At 49.5% G+C, this 17,511-nt stretch carries 12 protein-coding genes and 1 pseudogene; 6 read left to right on the top strand and 7 right to left on the bottom strand.

All coding sequences use genetic code 11. The features are described from left to right. Window positions 1–63: 63 nt before the first annotated feature. From MHM94_RS01650 to MHM94_RS01635, 4 genes and pseudogenes are all read right to left on the bottom strand, one after another. Window positions 64–1,029: pseudogene (locus MHM94_RS01650) on the bottom strand (AMP-binding protein); the annotation flags it as partial. After that, window positions 1,026–1,715, bottom strand: a complete 690-nt coding sequence (locus MHM94_RS01645; RefSeq protein ID WP_235418520.1) for a thermostable hemolysin — start codon at window positions 1,713–1,715, stop codon at window positions 1,026–1,028. The gene MHM94_RS01645 and the pseudogene MHM94_RS01650, both read right to left, overlap by 4 nt. Before the next feature lie 116 nt (window positions 1,716–1,831). Beyond that, window positions 1,832–3,172: a trypsin-like serine protease gene (locus MHM94_RS01640; RefSeq protein WP_235418518.1), complete on the bottom strand. Its 1,341-nt coding sequence runs from the start codon at window positions 3,170–3,172 to the stop codon at window positions 1,832–1,834. A 323-nt stretch (window positions 3,173–3,495) separates the two neighbouring features. Next, the gene (locus MHM94_RS01635) at window positions 3,496–7,509 is read right to left on the bottom strand and encodes a rhombosortase-dependent M36 family metallopeptidase (protein ID WP_235418516.1); all 4,014 of its coding nucleotides are present in this window, start codon (window positions 7,507–7,509) and stop codon (window positions 3,496–3,498) included. Between the two features lie 77 nt (window positions 7,510–7,586). Between MHM94_RS01635 and MHM94_RS01630 the strand changes: the two genes are divergently transcribed. The 3 genes from MHM94_RS01630 to MHM94_RS01620 all read left to right on the top strand — a co-directional run bounded on the left by MHM94_RS01630 (window position 7,587) and on the right by MHM94_RS01620 (window position 11,291). Then, a complete protein-coding gene (locus MHM94_RS01630) occupies window positions 7,587–8,003 on the top strand; it encodes a hypothetical protein (protein ID WP_130146134.1) in 417 nt (138 codons plus the stop codon). A gap of 151 nt (window positions 8,004–8,154) precedes the next feature. Next, window positions 8,155–8,934 carry a hypothetical protein gene (locus MHM94_RS01625; protein ID WP_235418513.1) on the top strand — a complete coding sequence of 260 codons (780 nt, stop codon included), beginning with the start codon at window positions 8,155–8,157 and terminating at the stop codon, window positions 8,932–8,934. Between the two features lie 92 nt (window positions 8,935–9,026). After that, window positions 9,027–11,291: a tetratricopeptide repeat protein gene (locus tag MHM94_RS01620; protein WP_235418511.1), complete on the top strand. Its 2,265-nt coding sequence runs from the start codon at window positions 9,027–9,029 to the stop codon at window positions 11,289–11,291. Between the two features lie 42 nt (window positions 11,292–11,333). Here MHM94_RS01620 and MHM94_RS01615 read toward each other — a convergent pair whose 3' ends face one another. Further along, window positions 11,334–12,830 (bottom strand): arylsulfatase, encoded by a 1,497-nt coding sequence (locus MHM94_RS01615; RefSeq protein WP_235418499.1) that lies wholly within the window; start codon window positions 12,828–12,830, stop codon window positions 11,334–11,336. 460 nt (window positions 12,831–13,290) lie between these two features. Between MHM94_RS01615 and MHM94_RS01610 the strand changes: the two genes are divergently transcribed. The 3 genes from MHM94_RS01610 (at window position 13,291) to MHM94_RS01600 (ending at window position 16,166) form a co-directional block, all read left to right on the top strand. Next, a complete protein-coding gene (locus MHM94_RS01610; protein WP_235418497.1) occupies window positions 13,291–14,781 on the top strand; it encodes a SulP family inorganic anion transporter in 1,491 nt (496 codons plus the stop codon). 9 nt (window positions 14,782–14,790) lie between these two features. Next, window positions 14,791–15,642 carry a universal stress protein gene (locus MHM94_RS01605; RefSeq protein ID WP_022944223.1) on the top strand — a complete coding sequence of 284 codons (852 nt, stop codon included), beginning with the start codon at window positions 14,791–14,793 and terminating at the stop codon, window positions 15,640–15,642. A gap of 356 nt (window positions 15,643–15,998) precedes the next feature. Further along, entirely contained in the window at window positions 15,999–16,166 is a 168-nt protein-coding gene (locus MHM94_RS01600) for a hypothetical protein (protein ID WP_157576217.1), read from the top strand. 154 nt (window positions 16,167–16,320) lie between these two features. Here MHM94_RS01600 and MHM94_RS01595 read toward each other — a convergent pair whose 3' ends face one another. Continuing rightward, window positions 16,321–16,962, bottom strand: a complete 642-nt coding sequence (locus MHM94_RS01595; RefSeq protein WP_235418495.1) for a thiopurine S-methyltransferase — start codon at window positions 16,960–16,962, stop codon at window positions 16,321–16,323. A gap of 9 nt (window positions 16,963–16,971) precedes the next feature. Continuing rightward, window positions 16,972–17,454: a DUF2938 family protein gene (locus MHM94_RS01590; RefSeq protein WP_235418494.1), complete on the bottom strand. Its 483-nt coding sequence runs from the start codon at window positions 17,452–17,454 to the stop codon at window positions 16,972–16,974. Between the last annotated feature and the right edge of the window lie 57 nt (window positions 17,455–17,511).

Below are 17,511 nucleotides of genomic sequence, written 5' to 3'. Positions count from 1 at the left end.
AGTTCGATAGTGCTGCTGGGTAGAGTGTGGCTCGCCGAGATACCCCAAGAAATGAGGTGCAACAAGACATAACTCGCCATCTTCAATATGATATTCAACATGCTCTAGTGGTCGGCCGACACTGTGTAAGTTATTGCAGCCCTCAGTTGCAAGGCTCACCACCGAGCCGGCCTCAGAAAGGCCATACCCCTGATAAACAGGCAGACCCAATTGCCTTGCGCGTACGATGAGTTTGGCACTGACTTTGGCCCCACCCACAGCGATAAACTGCAATGACGTAGGCACTTGCCAGCCATTCTCAGCCCCTTGCACTAAACCCTTAAGCAACTCTGGAACAAGGATCAACGAGTGCGGTGCAAAGGTGCTGATATAGGTCAACAGCCGCTGTGGTTGTACAAGCTCGATACCATTGAATCCAAGTGTTCTTAAACTTGGCGCATGCACTTGCCCTCCCGTCAGTAAGGGTGCATACATACCAGCCACATTTTCAAGCAATACTGCGAGGGGAAGTAAACACAAATGTTTCGCCTGAGTCAGGGTCGTGCGTTGCACGAGCGAATTGGCAACTTGAATGAGCTGTTTGTTGCTCAAACACACCCCTTTTGGGTTGCCAGTAGAGCCCGATGTAAAAGTGATCTTCTGGGTGTTTTTAGGAAAGGCCTGAGCTTGCTGCTTATACTCAAGCTTTGTCAGTCGCAATTCAGTGCCTGCCACCCACAGTGATTGACCTTGATGACAAGAATCGCTGAGCACATAATCTGGCTGAGCAGTATCTAGGGCATGCTGGCGCTGTTGTGGGGTAAAAAACGCAGGGAGCGGCAACGCAACAACGTCTGCTTGCTGCATGGCCAAATCCAATACCATCCACGGTACGCCATTATCTAGCTCTAATGCGATACATCGCGCCGACATTATGCTTAGCTGTTGTGCTAGCTGGTATACCGCGAGTTCGAGCTGTTTAGCTGTCAAGGTGGTATGCTCGTCACTAATGTGGCTGCCCGATGGCAACGGCCATAACTTGTGGTTCATAGCATTTTCCCCTGCCAAGCTAGGGTGTTCACTTCCTCACTTAGGCTGTTGGCCAGTGTTTGTAACTTAGGCGTGTTATCTATGTGCTTACACACAGAATCTATATCGACGCGACATACTTGAGGGCGGTTAAAGTAATAACTTCCCCAACATCGCCCCTGATCGCTTAAACACTCGGGTTGAGCGTCGCACACGACCTCAAACGGTGCCCCGATCCGCGATAGTAAAGCGCGTATGTGGGCCGTGGCGCAAAAAAGTAGGCTTTTTTTATGTGCTTGTTTCAACGCCTTAGCAAGGATCACAAAGTGAGATAATGTAGTCTCGCTGTGTGTCGACACTAAGTTACCCATTTCTACACATTGCTGCGGCGCTATCTGCCACTGCTTAAGATATGACGACAAAGGCCGAGGCAGATAGTTCTCTATAAACAAGGGCTCATTGGCACTGCGTAGGCCGAAACAACAATAGCGCTCTTTGGTAGTCACCAAACAAACCAATAACGGCATAAATTGGTTGATATCCGCATCATAGTGCTTGGCAAAGCCTTGACGGATCCGCGTACATAACACCTTATAATGATGGTGCTCTAACGTGGCCGTAAAATACCCGGTGGACGGAGGTCTTTTTGACGTGTTCAGCGACTCTGGCGCAAGTCGCTGTTGGTGGTTTAACGCTATCGACTCCATAACCTATCTCGTTTTACTTATGCTATGGAATCAAGTTAGTGAGCCAATCTTAAGTAAACCTTAAGGGTGCTTAAAAATATAAAAAGGCCATGATTATGGCCTTTTTGGTGGGCGTATTATTGGCAGGCGGGATCAGAGCCGATTCGGCGCCACACACCCCAGGGACCTGATTCTGAGGGGACATCTCCTTGTGTCCACCAGCGTGCCTGATAGCGATAGCCATTGTACGTGACCTGATCGCGACGATAGTAAATGGTATTAGCGTCCCAATTACCTTTACAGACGCTGCCGCCATCCACTGCGTTAGCCGAAATTGCCGCGCTATATTGGCGTGGACTCTGCTCGACACTGAAATCAAGCGTTACACCCAAACTCCCAGCAGCTGATGCACCAAACTCAACACCAACGCTACAACTTTGATTCGCTGGCAATGTTGCAGCGCTGCAGCTATCTTGCGCTTTGACAACAGTTGATGCCACACCAGCGCTTGATAGGCTCACGGTGTTGAAAGTGACGGCGCTGCTGCCGGTGTTGGTAATGGTGAAAGTGTGCTGTTGTGTCTCTCCCAAGGTAAAATTACCCAAGGATTCGTTTTCTGTATACGATAAAGACACTGTCGGTGTGCCTGAGCCACCGGTTATCCCATCAATCCAACTGCGTAAGTCAGCGACATCAGCGTACACCCCGTAGTTGTTTGGTCTGGCGCACCCGATCCCCCAACTTACGATACCAAGCTGCACCCTTTGCCCACCGGAATTAATCACAATAGGGCCGCCGCTGTCGCCCTGGCAGGCATCTTTTTGTCCTTGCGAATAACCAGCACAAAACTGGGTTGCGCCGACATTGTTATAAGAGCCCCCGGATTGGCGACACACACTATCAGACACCAGCGGTACATCTACCTCATATAAGGAACTCGGTGACGAGCCACCTTCACTTAAGCGCCCTAAACCTGCAACAGTGAGTAAATCACCGTTATTAGCGTACTGACCTATCGACCCCTGTGCCATGGTTACCGCTTGGCCTTGATTTGGAAGACGTGCCAGCTTTAATAGCGCCACATCGTATCCGGTTGACACTGAGGCGAAGTTCGGATGTACGTATACTTGCGACACGCCAATACGATCGCCATCACTGCCGCCGCTGCTAAACCCCGCTACTTTTACATTCAACGAGGAAGCTGAGCTGCCATCAACACAGTGCGCTGCCGTTAATACATAACCATCTCCGATATAGCTCGCGCCGCAAAAGGGAGAGCTACCATAACGTGATAATAGCTGAGTGAAAAAGGGCCAATCTGCGGTGTTAGCAGGATTGCCGCCGACAATAAGAGGGCTCACTTGTCCCGACCCATCGAGGTGTTGTTGAGCATGCACTGCTGCACTAGTAAGCATAACTACGGTCACCCCAGCGCAGGCCAGAGCTCGTTGAATGGGGTTGAGGGTTGTTGTTTTCATTACCTTGGTCTCCTTGTTAGTTCGAAGTATCAATATAGGTACGAAAACAATAATGTAAATTTTTTGTTATTGAATATTATTCAAGCGTATCGCTCCCGTTGTTCACGCTGCATTTAAATTTCATGTAATTATTACGTTATATCAAAACTTTGCATTATTCTTTTATTTGCCTAACAAGCCTTTACTACACGCGTGCGTATCTAAAAATTTACACTTAGCGCAGCTTAGACCAGTCCCCTGAGTTGGGAAAGTAGGCTGCGGTTCTATGCGAATAAGCAAAAAAAAGCCACCGGGAGGTGGCCTTATAAGTGCTAATCGCGCCCTTATTTTTTTCGCCGTAGCCCTAGCATAGCGAGCAGCAATAATGCCCAACCACCCATGGAGCCACTGCCACCTTCATCACTGTCTGAGGGCGTGGGCTGAGGCTCGGGTTCAGGAGCTGGCTCGGCGATATTATTGACACTCACCTGCGCATCTTGCTGAGCAATCAGCTCGCCATCGCTCACCGTCACGGTGAATTCCAAGGTTTGCTGCGCACTGACTTGTGGTGCATTAAAACTGACTGTGGCCGTGTTAGCTGCGCTGAGAGTCACGTCAGGCCCAGCAGTTTGTTGCCATTGATAGCTCAAGGTATCACCGTCAGCATCTTGCGCATCAGCGCTGATACTGACCTGCTCTCCCTCATCAACACTTTGCGCTGGTATCTGCGCAATAACAGGAGGACGATTATCACACCCTTCCACGTCGCCGGGTACAACCTGATAAAACACCTCAGAGCTGATCCCCGCAATACTGACATTGTCTATCCACCAACCGGTATCTTCTACGCTGCCATCGGAGCTGATACGAAAACGCAATTGCACTTGCTCACCTGCCAGTTGCTGGCCAAAATCAATGGTTTCCATATTGCCAAACACGCTGTCGGTGCTATTGCGCCCAGTAAACACAGGACGCTGTTGCAGCGACTGAGCCGGGTTCTGGTTGAGTTGTCCATTATAGCCGACAGCGAACTGCCCTCCCGCCTCGGTGACATCTTGCCAACCTTGATCATTGATGTTCACTTCAACGACCGCGCCATCCCAAAACTCTTCTAGGGCATAAAAGTGCCAAAAAGAGACGCTAAAGTCTTGCTCTTCAGCAACCGTAAACGCTCGCGTAGTCAGAGCCACATCAGACTCGAAGCTATTGTTGCGTAAAAATAAGCTTTGCTCGCCCAGTTGCACACCTCCTTGTTCAAAGGTGTCGATGATATCTGAACTATCAAAGCTTAATGTTTGCTCAGAACCCACCGTGTCTTTGAGCAAAGAAAGCGCTAAGTTCTCTTTACTCAATGCCGCTAATTCCATGTCGTCACTTTGACTGGCATCGGTGAGAGGCGCATCCGCAAAGGCAATATTTACTGTAAACGTCTGGGTGATAGGTTCGGGACGTTGCACACTCTCACCATCGTCAGGGAAGCTAACCTGAAGCTGCAAAGGCGAGGCGATATCAGCATCATTTAAGCTCACATTGATGGGCGTGCTTTGAGCGCTGGCAAAGGGCTCAATGCTCACCACTTCACTCTCACCGCCATTGCCTAGGGTTACATCTTGCTGCGATAGCACGCTAAATTGCACAGGAATGTTATTAAGCGTTTCACTTCCGGTATTACTAATTTGCACCGTCAGCGTACCGGTTTCACCAATATCAAGGTAGCCATCGGCGCTACAGAAGCTCACTCCTTCGGGGTCGAGCGTTATTTGCTCGGCACTAAATGCTGACGCTTGTGTTTCATAGGACTCGACCACGCCATCTAAAGTAGTACTGAAACGCTCAGGCGATTGCGCACCCAGCCCCATCCCACGGTTGGCAAAGGCATTCAGTGCGAGGCGATAGTCGTCGACGTCCTCTGCGGCAATGGCCGCTAATAAAGCATCTCGTGCTTCGGTGTAAAGCGGAGAGACCGGGGTCATTTTATACCCGGAAACGAGATAGCGCGCCATGCGTTGTTGGGCCTCGCTAAAGCCATGTTCATTAATCAACGCCACATAGCTATCCCACAGCACAGACGCCCATAGCTCACCCGGCGCATGAGGTGAGGCGACACTGGTAGGTGGTAAACCAACGTCACCACCTGCACCTTCAGTGATATGCCTAAAGTTCAGTGGGTTGATATCTTGATTCGGCGTATAAGGAACACGACGAATACCAAAGTAAAAATCCTCTACAAAGGTGCCGGTAGCATAAGGCTTGGTAAAATCGCTATTACCGGCAATTTGCGCATCACTGGCTTTAGCAATAAACAGGAGTGAATGAAAATCTGCCCAACCCTCGCCCATAGCACGACCTTGGAAGTTACCCAGCCCTGAGCCGTTGCCAATCAACCGGTTACTGATGTAATGACCCCACTCATGAGCGATTATACCGTTATCAAAGGTGCCATCTTTGAGCGGGTTGGTATTAAACATTCGCACCGTGACCGAGCCCAACAGCATGGCATTATACAACTGTTGGCCATCATCGAAGCTGAGGCCCATATTGCCAATGGTGACGGTGGCGTCCTCACCGCCCATGGGGGCGGGGGTGCCATCATTGACATTGTTAGTGACAATAGCGCCTAATGCGCCAGCATCTTGTGCGTTTTTAACCTTCACCGTGAAGTTACAACTGCCACGCTCAATAATAGCGATTTTACTCGCCAAGGTGCTGGGGTCAGCAGCGGCCTCGCACCCATCAAACACACTGCCTGAATCAACATCGTTGCCATCGTTAAAGCGCGCAAGCTCGCCAGTGATATCAAATTCTAAAGGGCCAAAGGCCGAGCGCTGCGATGAGCTCAAGGTACCTATTCCTGTCGGCCCGATAACACCAAAGTCCTGGCCGACTTGGGCGTCTTTGGAGTTATACAAATACATTTGCATTCTTGGGCTGGCGCCATCTGCAGGGGTGGCCATATTGGCGTTATTCAAACCACTGTAATCTTGTGCCTGTGCCTCTATCGGGTCACCAGCAGCGCCGCCTCGGCCATAATTATCTTGTTGAGCAACACCTGCCGTCTCATCAAAGCCGTAGTCGTAAAAAAAGTCATGCAAAAAGTTATTCATGTAAAAAAGGTTCACCACCGCCGCTTTTACGTTGCCTTCAGCAGTCGGAGCTAATTCCGGATCAATGGGGTAGTCAAAGGTGAACGCCGAAGTCGTCTCGGCACTCACATCGCCGGAGGTAAAACCTTGGGGAGCATTGATATCTGCATAAGCAAAAACGTTGTTACCCTCGGTGCGGGTGGCACTCTCGCCAAGCCATGGGTCTTGGGTTGAAATCGCCGAGTAATAGGCAATATTAACCAGCGGTGCAGCTAGAATAGTAGTTTCGTCGGTTTGATTCGGTCCATCGGCGGGGATCACATCACCATGCGGCCCCTCTAGGGGATAACCGCTTTGCACATCAGCGTAAACTCGGTAGTTATACTCCGTGGCATGACTGTGCAAATTGTTTTTAAACAGCACTTTACCGGTGTCGCTGGCAATCACATAAGCAAAGTAATCACTCTCCAGTGAGTCGCTGCGTTTGCGTTCCACTTCAACGTAATGGGCTGCTTTCAACTCATCGGCAAGTGGATAAAACACCGCCTTCACACGCACATTGTCAAATTGTTGCTGGTCGCTGGCACTGCGTACTTCAAAATGGTTATAGCCTTGGCGAATACGGCGTGCATCGAGCTGTACCGGCACATCACTGAGCTCGGCAATAGCTCTAAGCGCTGCCTCCTGCTCAGACGAAAATGCGCCAAGGGCGGTAAAGTTCTGCGCGCTTTGCGGTACATCAGCAAAATATCCGGCGCCAGCGACGAGGCTACCTTGACGGTTGAGCATAACGCTGTAGCGGCGATTAAATACTTCAATACCTTGCACAAATTGCTGATAACGCGCCACGATAGCGCCAGTACCTATGTCATGCCAGTCATTGAGGCGCACATCCACCTGAGATGATTTGAGCGCACTGATGCCGCTGAGCCGTTGCATATGTGTGTGTGCACGGGTTTTTAAATCTGTGACTTGGGCAGTGCCAGGTGCCGCCTTAGCTTGACCCCACACGAAGGTAGCGCGCTCTAAGGTATTATCAAAATGAGATTGATGGCCACTGGCCGTTGGTTGCTGTGCTAGCTTTCGTTGCGCCACGGCCAGCGGCGCTGCGGCCTTGGCCACCGCTTGGTAATGGTCTTGGCCAGCCTGTTGTGGCGCGCTATGCAGCGTTAGCGGCATACCAAATAAAGCAGCGCTCAATGCAGTGGTAACTGCAACGCTTGAAGCCGTTCGCGTTAATTTAAAAGAGTTACTGCATTGTTGAGATTGAGCCATAAGTCACCTTGCGTTCGCGGTTATATCGGAGCTACCTTAAAGGTAGACCATATTACTAATACACATTCGGAGTAATAATGCGATCAATTTATCTCCTACTCAGCGCGCTATTGCTAACCAGTTGCATGCCTCAGACGCCGACTTCTGCCACTGCACAAAAAAGCACACCTGCTGTTTACACGCTAAACAACAACGGCGATAAGATTCGCTGGCAAACCCCTCGCTTGCAAGCTGGAAACAAGGTATTCAACGTATCGACAGGTGAATATGGCACGGTAGTGGGCGATATTGTTGTGACCAGCCAAGCTTTACCCGCTGACATGCTGCGCGCTCGATATAAAATAAACAGCCTCTCTGGGAATAACTACCGCTTAACCCCCATAAATAAAATTGATTTAGCCGCTGAGATGATGCAACTGCAACAAAACGAAGCCATCGACGTTGTTGAGCTATTAGTGGATTATTCAAAACCAAGCCAAGCGGCTATCAAATGATGAGAAGCATTCTGGTTGTGCTAGCACTCTGATCTCGGTCAAATAAAACGTATCCTTTGCAGGAACTTTTTAGGGCCTAAGCTATACTTTTTAGCATTTGTGGGAAGACTCACTCTCGCGCTTATTGTGGACTGCTTTGTTAAGGATAATCATGAAACCCCTCATTTTTTTATTATTGCTCACTCCCATGCTGGTTCTCGCCAATGACGATGAAGTCCAGGATATGTCTGATCCCTTGGCAGTGTATACCCAAGCCGGTGTTGGCGTTACCGACAAAGGAGTCAATTTTAAAGTCGGTCAGTCTTACGATACTGGCAATGAACAAACCGCCGCGATGAATATCATCGAGGCTAAAGGCCTGTTAGGCGATACTCTAGGTTGGCGCTCTGATACGCGTACGTCACAGTCACTCGACTCATTTCGTTTTCGCAACTTCAATGTTACGCTCCCCAAAGGTCAAGCGCAGCAGCTCGATATTAATTACAACTTTCGCGGCAGTTTGGTTGCTGATGAAAGCGCTGATATCTCTTACAGCTTTATTCAAGCATTGCCTGCTCACGGAGCTTTTAGCTTCTACCCGCTCGCCGGGGTGGGGCTCTCTGTGGGTAAAGACCGAGTGCAAAGCGATGGCGGCATTGATGACGGCTACGCGCTCATGGGCAGTTATGGATTGTTAGGTATGTACTCTAAATGGGCCATCACCGAAAACATTTGGGTAAACTACAACCCTTTTTGGTTAACTACGCTAACCGGCTCCAGTCAATACAGAGATAACTACTATGGCGCCCAAGAAAGCACCCTACTCACCCATGAGTTCGCCCTCAGCTATCAGCTCACCCCGCGTATGAACCTGCGCTACTTTGCTAATTGGAATGAAAACACTGACTTTTTTGCTGGCGATCATCGCTTAGAGTTTAACTATCAGCTTTAGTAACAAATACTTAGTGCAAAAATGCTGTGCTTTACTGCGCAGCAAATAAACTGTTATAAACAAGTTAAATTATCAATGTAGTGAATGTAGCAATGGATTTGAGCAAATTAGGCAGTTGGAGGATCGTTGGCGTTGCCTTGGTGCTGTTTACTACACTCGCTTTTGCCGACCCTAGGCAGTGCGCCACCTGCCATCAACAACAGGTCATGGATTGGCAGCAATCAGATCATGCCAACGCGATGGCGCTAGCCAGCAAAGAGACCGCCCTAGGGGCATTCGATAACCGCACATTGGCGTTTCAAAACCAACAAGCGATCTTTAAGCAACGCAATGCGCAATTAATTATCTCCATGCCTGACTTACAAGGGCGAATGCGTGATATTGAGGTGACTCACACCTTCGGTCACTTCCCTTTACAACAATACATGTTTGCGTCAGACAATGGCCAACTACAGTTTTTTCCATTCGCTTGGGATAGTCGCCCAAAGGCACAAGGAGGCCAGCGTTGGTTTGTTCTTCACCCTGAACAGCAGCCCCACGACGAATTCCATTACAGCCAAAAAGGGCAAAACTGGAATCATATGTGCGCTGATTGCCACTCCAGTGATTTTGAGAAACGTTATTTAGCAAAACAGCAACAATTCGACTCGCGCTACAGCGCTATTAATGTCGGCTGCGCGTCCTGTCATGGCGATAGTCAGGCGCACTTGGCATGGGCAAAGGGCGACAAAACCATTAACGATAAAGGCTATGAACACACTATCGGTGTAAAAACGCCGCTGTTTAAGCGCCAGCAAGATGGCAGTATGAAAGCGGCCAGTCCACTGCGTCCCAGCTCTCAAGTTGCAGTGTGTGCCACTTGCCATGCGCGACGCTCGCAAGTGGCCGACCGCCAAGGTCCGCATAGTTTTATGGACAGTTTTCAACCAGCGCTGCTGGAACCTGAGCTGTACCATGTTGATGGTCAGATATGGGATGAGAACTATGTTTGGGGCTCATTTGTGCAAAGTAAAATGCACCAAGCGGGTGTCACGTGTGCGAACTGTCATAACCCGCACAGTGGCAAATTAACTCTGCCAAGAAATCAAACCTGTACCCAGTGCCATACTGCCGAAGTTTTTGATACCGCCAAACATCATGGCCACAAACACGACACTGAGGGCAGTCAGTGTGTCGATTGCCACATGCCAGCGACTACTTTTATGCAGGTGGATGCACGTCGCGATCACAGTTTTCGCGTACCACGTCCCGATTTAACGGCGAAAACACACGCTCCCAACGCCTGTAACGGTTGCCATCAAGATAAAACGCCGCAATGGGCAACGTCGCACATAAAGCGCTGGCACCCGAACTCAAATTACTTGGGCACGCCGCACTTCTCCGAGGCCTTTTATGCTGCAGACAATAACTTGCCGAGTGCATCCGCCATGCTGACAAAAATAGCGCAGGATAAGAGTTACCCAAATATCGTCCGCGCTTCAGCATTGGCTCGCATGGCAGATCAGCCAGATAGAAATGCCGTAGTCGCAATTGTTCGCGCGGTGCGGGACGACGAGCCTTTAAAACGCCAAGGAGCCATAGCCGGTGCGCGCAACTTTGCCATTGCCGAGCGCTATCGTATGTTACAGCCTTTGCTCACAGATCCTCGCCTGCCCATTCGCGCGGAAGCAGGGCGAGCCTTAGCTGAAATGCTCACGGCTCCCTTTGCGACTCAATTAAGTGATAAGCAGCGTCTTGAGCTTGAAGATGCACTAAAGGACTATCGTCAAATGCAGCATTATCAAGCTGAGCGCGGCTACAGCCATACTAATCTTGGAAACTTGGCACGCTCATTGGGCGAGCATCAGCAGGCTGAGCAACATTACTTAGCTGCCATCGCAGTGGAACCCATTTTTATTCCGGCTTATGTCAATCTGGCCGACCTTTACCGTGCACTATCGCAAGAGCAAAAGGCCCGTACTACGATTAAGCAAGGGCTCAGTGTTAATAAAAATGCCTCTGCGCTGCACTACGCTTTGGCCATGAGCTTAGTGCGCTCAGGACAAAAGCAGCAAGCACTCTCCCATTTAGCGCGCGCAGCACAAAGTGACAATGGTGATTATGTGTATACCTATGCGCTACTTCTGCAAGATAGAGGGCAGCACCAAGAGGCGCTTGTGCAACTAAACAACGCATTTGCACTTACACCAGCCAACCCTGATATCAGCTATAGCTTGATGCAATTGCATGCACAGCAAAAGCAGTATCGCCAAGCCTATCGCTATGCCCAGCAACTGCAGCAATTGCTGCCAGATAACCCACAGATAGCGGCCATGGTCGAGAAGCTCGCGATGATGCAGCAATTGCAAAACCAGTAACAGCGCAACCAGAGTGAGCAACCTCACTCTGGTTACACGCGCTTAACGGTTATGCGATGCCGATTTCGCCTTTTTAATTGCCTCATTAATATTTAGTGAAGCAGCTTCTTGGCGCGGCGGGAATTTTTCAAAGCTCTTGATGTGTTTGGTCAACAGGGCAATGGCTGGTTGGAATACCCAGCTTTTTTTCATGATTTGGTGAAAGCCTGTCACGCCATCATAATGCTCCATAGGGTCTTTGCGCAGATTAAACAACTTCGGCATGGTATGAGTCACTAAATCTTCGTAGTAGCGGCCACCGGGTTTTGAAGCAAAGTGCATTTTCCATGGGCCAACGCGAATAGCCGTTAGTTGTGATTCATAGTAATAAAAGAAGTGATTGCGCGCAGACTCATTAGCCTCACCACGCCAATAATCCAGATTGTTCTCACCGTCGATATAAACATTGAACTCTTTTTCCATCTCGGTACGTAAATCATCCTCACCGACGGCTGCGGCTAAGGTCGGGAACACGTCCTCATGCGAAGAAATACCATTGAGTTTTAAACCAGCGGGAATTTCCTTGGGCCATCGCACTAAAAATGGCACGCGCACTCCCCCCTCCCATGTCGTCATTTTTTCACCTCTGAACTTGGTGGTGCCGGCGTCCGGCCAAGAACTCTGCTCAGGGCCATTGTCGGTGGTGTAAATAACAATTGTATTATCAGCGACTTTCAACTCATCCAGCTTATCCAATAACTGACCAACATGGCCATCATGCTCCAATAAGCCACTGCCAAATACGTCTTCTTCGGAGCTAATATGAGTTGCTAAATGGCGGCTTTCAGGTTTGAGGTGAGTGTAGACATGCATACGACTAGGGGCATGCCAAATAAAAAACGGTTTATCGGCGGCCACCGCTCGCTCCATAAAATCCAATGATTTGGCTAACACTTCCTCATCAAAGGTTTCCATACGCTTACGCGTCAACGGGCCGGTATCGACAATACGACCATCGGCAAACGCCTCAATCACCCCGCGCGGTCCAAACTTGTTCTTAAACTCTTTGCTTTTTGGGTAATCCTCTTGTTCAGGCTCTTCCGACACATTGAGGTGATAGAGGTTGCCGTAAAACTCATCAAAGCCATGACGAGTGGGTAAGTGCTCGTCCAAATCACCTAAGTGATTCTTACCATACTGCGCCGTCATATAGCCGCGCTGTTTTAGAAACTCAGCCAGAGTTGGGTCGGCCTCTTTAATCCCTAATGGATTTCCTGGCTGACCAACCGTCGTTAAACCTGTACGTACTGGCAGTTGCCCCATTAAAAAGGCAGCTCGTCCAGCGGTACAACTGGGCTGGGCATAATGGTCGGTAAATAGCGCCCCTTCGTTGGCAATACGGTCAATATTTGGGGTGTTATAGGTCATTCCATGGGAATAAGCACTTAATGAAACTTGCGCCACATCATCCACCATAATGGCAAGCACATTGGGATCATCCTTTGCACTTAAGGTGAAAGTACTTAGCGCTAACACAGCCGCCCCTAGGTATTTTTTCATGATGTTTCCTTACTAACATTTGTACGATTTATTTAATTGCAAATAAAATATAGCAGAACAGGGACAAACTGCGAGATGAGCACCCTAATTGAGTAAAGTTTCCAACAATAAGTTGATCTGAGCCCATATAGACCGAGCAAAGCTGCTGTTATTAAGTGCGCACATCATCGCTAGGCGATTGTTTTTAATACGCTAACCGTGTAGCCTAAAAAAATAATTAAGTATTTGGAGCGTTATTGTGACATTTACGCCGCCCTAGGCTTTTTCCTTCCTTTTGTGCACTACACTTAGTGCCGCAACCTTTATTGTGCGCGCAGTATGCGAACACACTCAATAACACAATCATTGCCCATTGGGGTAAAGAATAGTTCGTGCCATGTTATCGAGGCTGTGACGCTGAGCTTTTCAGCGTTTGTAGCTTACCCGAGGGCGCCAACTAGTAACGCGTTAGGTTATCTCTATGTTTGAACACGTAAAACAAGACTGGTTTTCTAATATTCGCGGCGATGTGCTTGCTGGAATCGTAGTGGCGCTTGCACTGGTGCCCGAAGCCATTGCTTTTTCCATTATCGCCGGGGTTGACCCTAAGGTGGGGTTATACGCCTCTTTTTGTATCGCCGTGGTAATCGCCTTTGTTGGTGGTCGTCCGGGGATGATTTCGGCAGCCACCGGTGCCATGGCGCTGCTGATGGTCACACTCGTTAAAGAGCACGGCTTAGAGTACTTACTGGCCGCGACCCTACTCACTGGGGTGCTGCAAATCATTGCTGGCGCACTGCGCCTCGGTGAGCTAATGCGGTTCGTTTCTCGTTCGGTGGTCACCGGCTTCGTCAATGCCTTGGCGATATTGATATTTATGGCACAACTGCCGGAGCTCACTAATGTCACCTGGCATGTGTATGCGATGACCGCTGCGGGCTTAGCTATTATCTATTTATTCCCCTATGTCCCTGTGGTCGGCAAAGTGATCCCCTCACCGCTGGTATGCATCGTATCGATGACCATTGTTGCCATGGTTCTGGGCTTAGATATTCGCACTGTCGGTGATATGGGTGAGCTGCCAGACACCCTCCCGGTATTTTTGTGGCCGGATGTGCCTTTGAACCTTGAGACCCTTAATATTATCTTCCCCTACTCTGTCGGTCTTGCCGTAGTGGGCTTACTGGAATCGATGATGACCGCCACTATCGTCGACGATTTGACCGATACCCCAAGCGATCGTAACCGCGAATGTAAAGGCCAAGGTATAGCCAATATTGGAGCTGGCTTGTTCGGCGGTATGGCCGGGTGTGCCATGATTGGGCAATCTATTATTAATGTTAAATCCGGCGGTCGTGGTCGGCTTTCTACTTTTGTTGCTGGCAGCTTTTTATTGATCATGGTGGTGTTTCTCGATCAATGGCTAAAACAAATCCCCATGGCGGCGTTGGTGGCAGTGATGATAATGGTGTCGATTGGTACTTTCTCGTGGTCGTCTATTCGCGACTTACGCACCCATCCATTATCGACTAATGTAGTGATGATCAGCACCGTTATCGTGGTCGTTGCCACCCATAACCTCGCCTTGGGAGTGCTCGTTGGGGTGTTACTCGCCACGCTGTTTTTCGCCAATCGCATTGGTCGCTTTATGGCGGTTACAACAAGCCATAATGAACAGCAGCATAGCGTAACCTACACCGTCAAAGGGCAAGTATTTTTCGCCTCGGCAGAGCAATTTATTGCTGCTTTTGACTTTAAAGAAGCGGCCCCCAAAGTGATTATTGATTTAACTCATGCTCACTTTTGGGATGTGACAGCCGTGGCTGCGTTAGATAAGGTAGTCATAAAATATCGCCGTGAAGGCGCAGAGGTCAGTGTTATCGGAATGAACGAAGCCACCGAAACCGTAGTAGACAAATTTGGCGTTCACAACGACCCCAAAGAAGTGGATAAGCTCATGGGCGGACATTAGGAGCATACTATGAAGAAAATAATTACCTGCGTGGATGGCTCAGCAATCACCCAAGCGGTCACTGACGCCGCTATATGGTCAGCGAATAAGCTGCAACATCCGCTGTGTTTTTTACACACCATTGAGCGCCAACAGCAACACGGCGCGGACGACCTTAGCGGTGCAATCGGTCTCGGAGCCCGCTCATCGTTACTCAATGAGATGACAGAGCTCGATGAAAAGCGCGGCAAAATGGCGTTGGAGTTGGGGCAGCAGCTACTCGAAGACTTGGCCACACAAGCCAAACAGGCTAACGTTGAGCAAGTAGAAACGCGCCAACGCCACGGTGATGTGGTCGAGGCCATTATTGATCTCAGTGACATGTCACGGTTAATCGTTATTGGCCGCTGTGGTGAAAACCATGAAGATAACTTCAAAGCATTGGGCTCACACATTGAGACCTTGCTACGCCAGGCCAGCGCGCCGGTACTATTGGTGCCAAAGCAGTTCTCAGCACCAAAGTCATTTATGATTGCCTATGATGGCCGCGCCACCGCCGACAAGGCACTGCAAAAGGTTATCGACGGGGGCCTTTTACATGGCATCCCCTGCCACTTGGTGGCGGTAAAAAATAAAGAACGTGACTTAGCACCAAAGCTAAAGCTAGCCACGCAACGTTTGCAAGAGCAAGGGTTTGATGTCAAAGCTGAGCTGCTTGAAGGCCCTATTTACGACTCGCTGATGGCCTATAAACAAGCCAATGATATCGAGTTGATGGTTATGGGCGCTTTCGCGCACTCGAAACTGCGGCAACTTTTTGTTGGTAGCAATACCCTACGGATGCTGGAAACCTTAGATATCCCGCTGGTGGTGTTACGTTAAACACACTTCAAGCCCGCTAGGCGCTTTGCGGCGCGGGCTTTGTCTTCAACATTTGCAAAGTAAGTGATTATTTACTTGCTTTGCACAATCAACTGCCTTATAGTGGCGGCTTGTTTGCATTATCTCACCAAGCAAACCCGACACCACAGTGTCATCGTGATGCCTTTCCTTGATCCAGTCAGTTCCATCGCCACAATACAAGCCTTAAAAGTCTGACCAGAGATTTATAAGCTCAATGCCTTTATCTGTTGCAAGTAAAAGCCAGAGCCTGCTCCGTGTTAACAACGCGGCCATTTCCAGACGATAATAAGGCTTATTTTTTGCGCCCAAGGCGCCCAAATAAAAAGAGTTTTATTATGTCCTATTTATATCAAAATCAGCGTATTGATATTGCGCTACCTATCCATGCTATTTCCGTGAACAAACATGCGATGGCGATTCGCCACCATCAAGGAAAAAGCTACATTGAGTTTGCCAACAAAGCCGATATGCAAGGTTTTATGCACTGGCTCACAAGCCAGTAATCAAGTGTGCGGTGCACCCAAGCGCCGCGCCTAAAAAGTGTAACGAGTATAGTGGCTATAGCCCCTTTCATGGCCTGCGCCATGGCGACTGAAAGCTGTTATTTAAGGAGCAAGCGCATGGCTACCACTTACCGCAAATACAGGCGCGCCCTGCCTAGCCTGCAATGCTGAGATGCCAGGTACTATTAAACGCCGGGGTAAACCCTTTTATGCCCTCGGGCATGGCCGCTCGGTTAAGGCAATCAAGGCGATAATGGTCGCCATAAAGTTGCTGTAATTCATCTGCTGGAACCGATTGCGGTGTACTTTGCGGCTCGGGCTGAGGGTACTCCACAGTAACCACAAGCTGCTGCGCCTGAGGGCACAGCTCTTTTAGCTTGGCGCTGTAACGCATGCGCAGAGGCGCATCTAAAGCGACCAGTGCGCCGCGATCGTAGATAGCCGTCACTCCCTCTAATTGTGCTCGTTCAAGCGCAAACACATCACCCACATACACGCAGAGGTTGCCCGCCTGATAACATCGGTGCTCACCCTGCTGAGAGATATCTGGGGTGAGCTGAAGCGCTTGAAACAACGCCCGCACAGCGTCTTCACTGAGCTCCACCGCAACCACAGCGTGCCCTTGTTGCAACAGCCACTGCACATCAATACTTTTACCACACAATGGCACAAACACTCGCGCGCCTGGAGTCAGTGTCAGGGTGGGGAAAAACGCCACTAGGTTGCTATTGGGCTCTTGTTGATCAAAGCCAATATCCCCTTGCTGCCAACGTTGTAACCAATATTCAGGATTCATAGTACACTCTCAATTACTCACAATTAGACTGCCAATGTGTAGGCCGACACCAAAAATTCCATGGCTCAGCATGCTTTTACCCCGTGCCCGCCAGGGCTTGAGGGTGTGGCGCGCGGCTAGGCCTGCGCCCATGCCCGGCTGCATTACAAAAAATGCAAATACCACCGTGGCTAAGGCGTAGGCAATAGCAATCATTAGACTGGGTGGGCGCTGCAGCCACTGCAACATAAGAAAATACCCTAAGGCAAAGAGTATTCCAATAGCGTAATGCACGCTCCAGCCCAATGCACATTCACCACGATGCCTTGGTTGTTGCGCAACATGGTGTTGCACCATGCCCTGCTCGGGCATGTGCAGTAGCCAGCGCCCGAGCACACACAAGCGCAATGAAGGCACTTGCAGGGTTGATTTTAATAGCCATGCCCAGGCATCAAGCAAAGCAGTGGCGACCACTCCGACAATAAGCGCCGATAACAACATGTCTGTATTCATATGCGACTCCCAAAAGATATTGGCAGTAGCATATTCAATTTCACTAATAACCTATAC

Source organism: Pseudoalteromonas sp. CNAT2-18.1 (assembly GCF_022347865.1).
Taxonomy (GTDB): Bacteria; Pseudomonadota; Gammaproteobacteria; order Enterobacterales; family Alteromonadaceae; genus Pseudoalteromonas; species Pseudoalteromonas ruthenica.
Note: the sequence above shows the minus strand (reverse complement) of the source record. Positions and strands in the feature narration are given on the sequence as shown.

Coding starts and splice junctions, on each gene's coding strand:
- MHM94_RS01595 (WP_235418495.1), bottom strand. CDS start 16,962: ATGAATCCTGAATATTGGTTACAACGTTGGCAGCAAGGGGATATTGGC.
- MHM94_RS01605 (WP_022944223.1), top strand. CDS start 14,791: ATGAAGAAAATAATTACCTGCGTGGATGGCTCAGCAATCACCCAAGCG.
- MHM94_RS01590 (WP_235418494.1), bottom strand. CDS start 17,454: ATGAATACAGACATGTTGTTATCGGCGCTTATTGTCGGAGTGGTCGCC.
- MHM94_RS01620 (WP_235418511.1), top strand. CDS start 9,027: ATGGATTTGAGCAAATTAGGCAGTTGGAGGATCGTTGGCGTTGCCTTG.
- MHM94_RS01625 (WP_235418513.1), top strand. CDS start 8,155: ATGAAACCCCTCATTTTTTTATTATTGCTCACTCCCATGCTGGTTCTC.
- MHM94_RS01600 (WP_157576217.1), top strand. CDS start 15,999: ATGTCCTATTTATATCAAAATCAGCGTATTGATATTGCGCTACCTATC.
- MHM94_RS01640 (WP_235418518.1), bottom strand. CDS start 3,172: ATGAAAACAACAACCCTCAACCCCATTCAACGAGCTCTGGCCTGCGCT.
- MHM94_RS01630 (WP_130146134.1), top strand. CDS start 7,587: ATGCGATCAATTTATCTCCTACTCAGCGCGCTATTGCTAACCAGTTGC.
- MHM94_RS01635 (WP_235418516.1), bottom strand. CDS start 7,509: ATGGCTCAATCTCAACAATGCAGTAACTCTTTTAAATTAACGCGAACG.
- MHM94_RS01615 (WP_235418499.1), bottom strand. CDS start 12,830: ATGAAAAAATACCTAGGGGCGGCTGTGTTAGCGCTAAGTACTTTCACC.
- MHM94_RS01610 (WP_235418497.1), top strand. CDS start 13,291: ATGTTTGAACACGTAAAACAAGACTGGTTTTCTAATATTCGCGGCGAT.
- MHM94_RS01645 (WP_235418520.1), bottom strand. CDS start 1,715: ATGGAGTCGATAGCGTTAAACCACCAACAGCGACTTGCGCCAGAGTCG.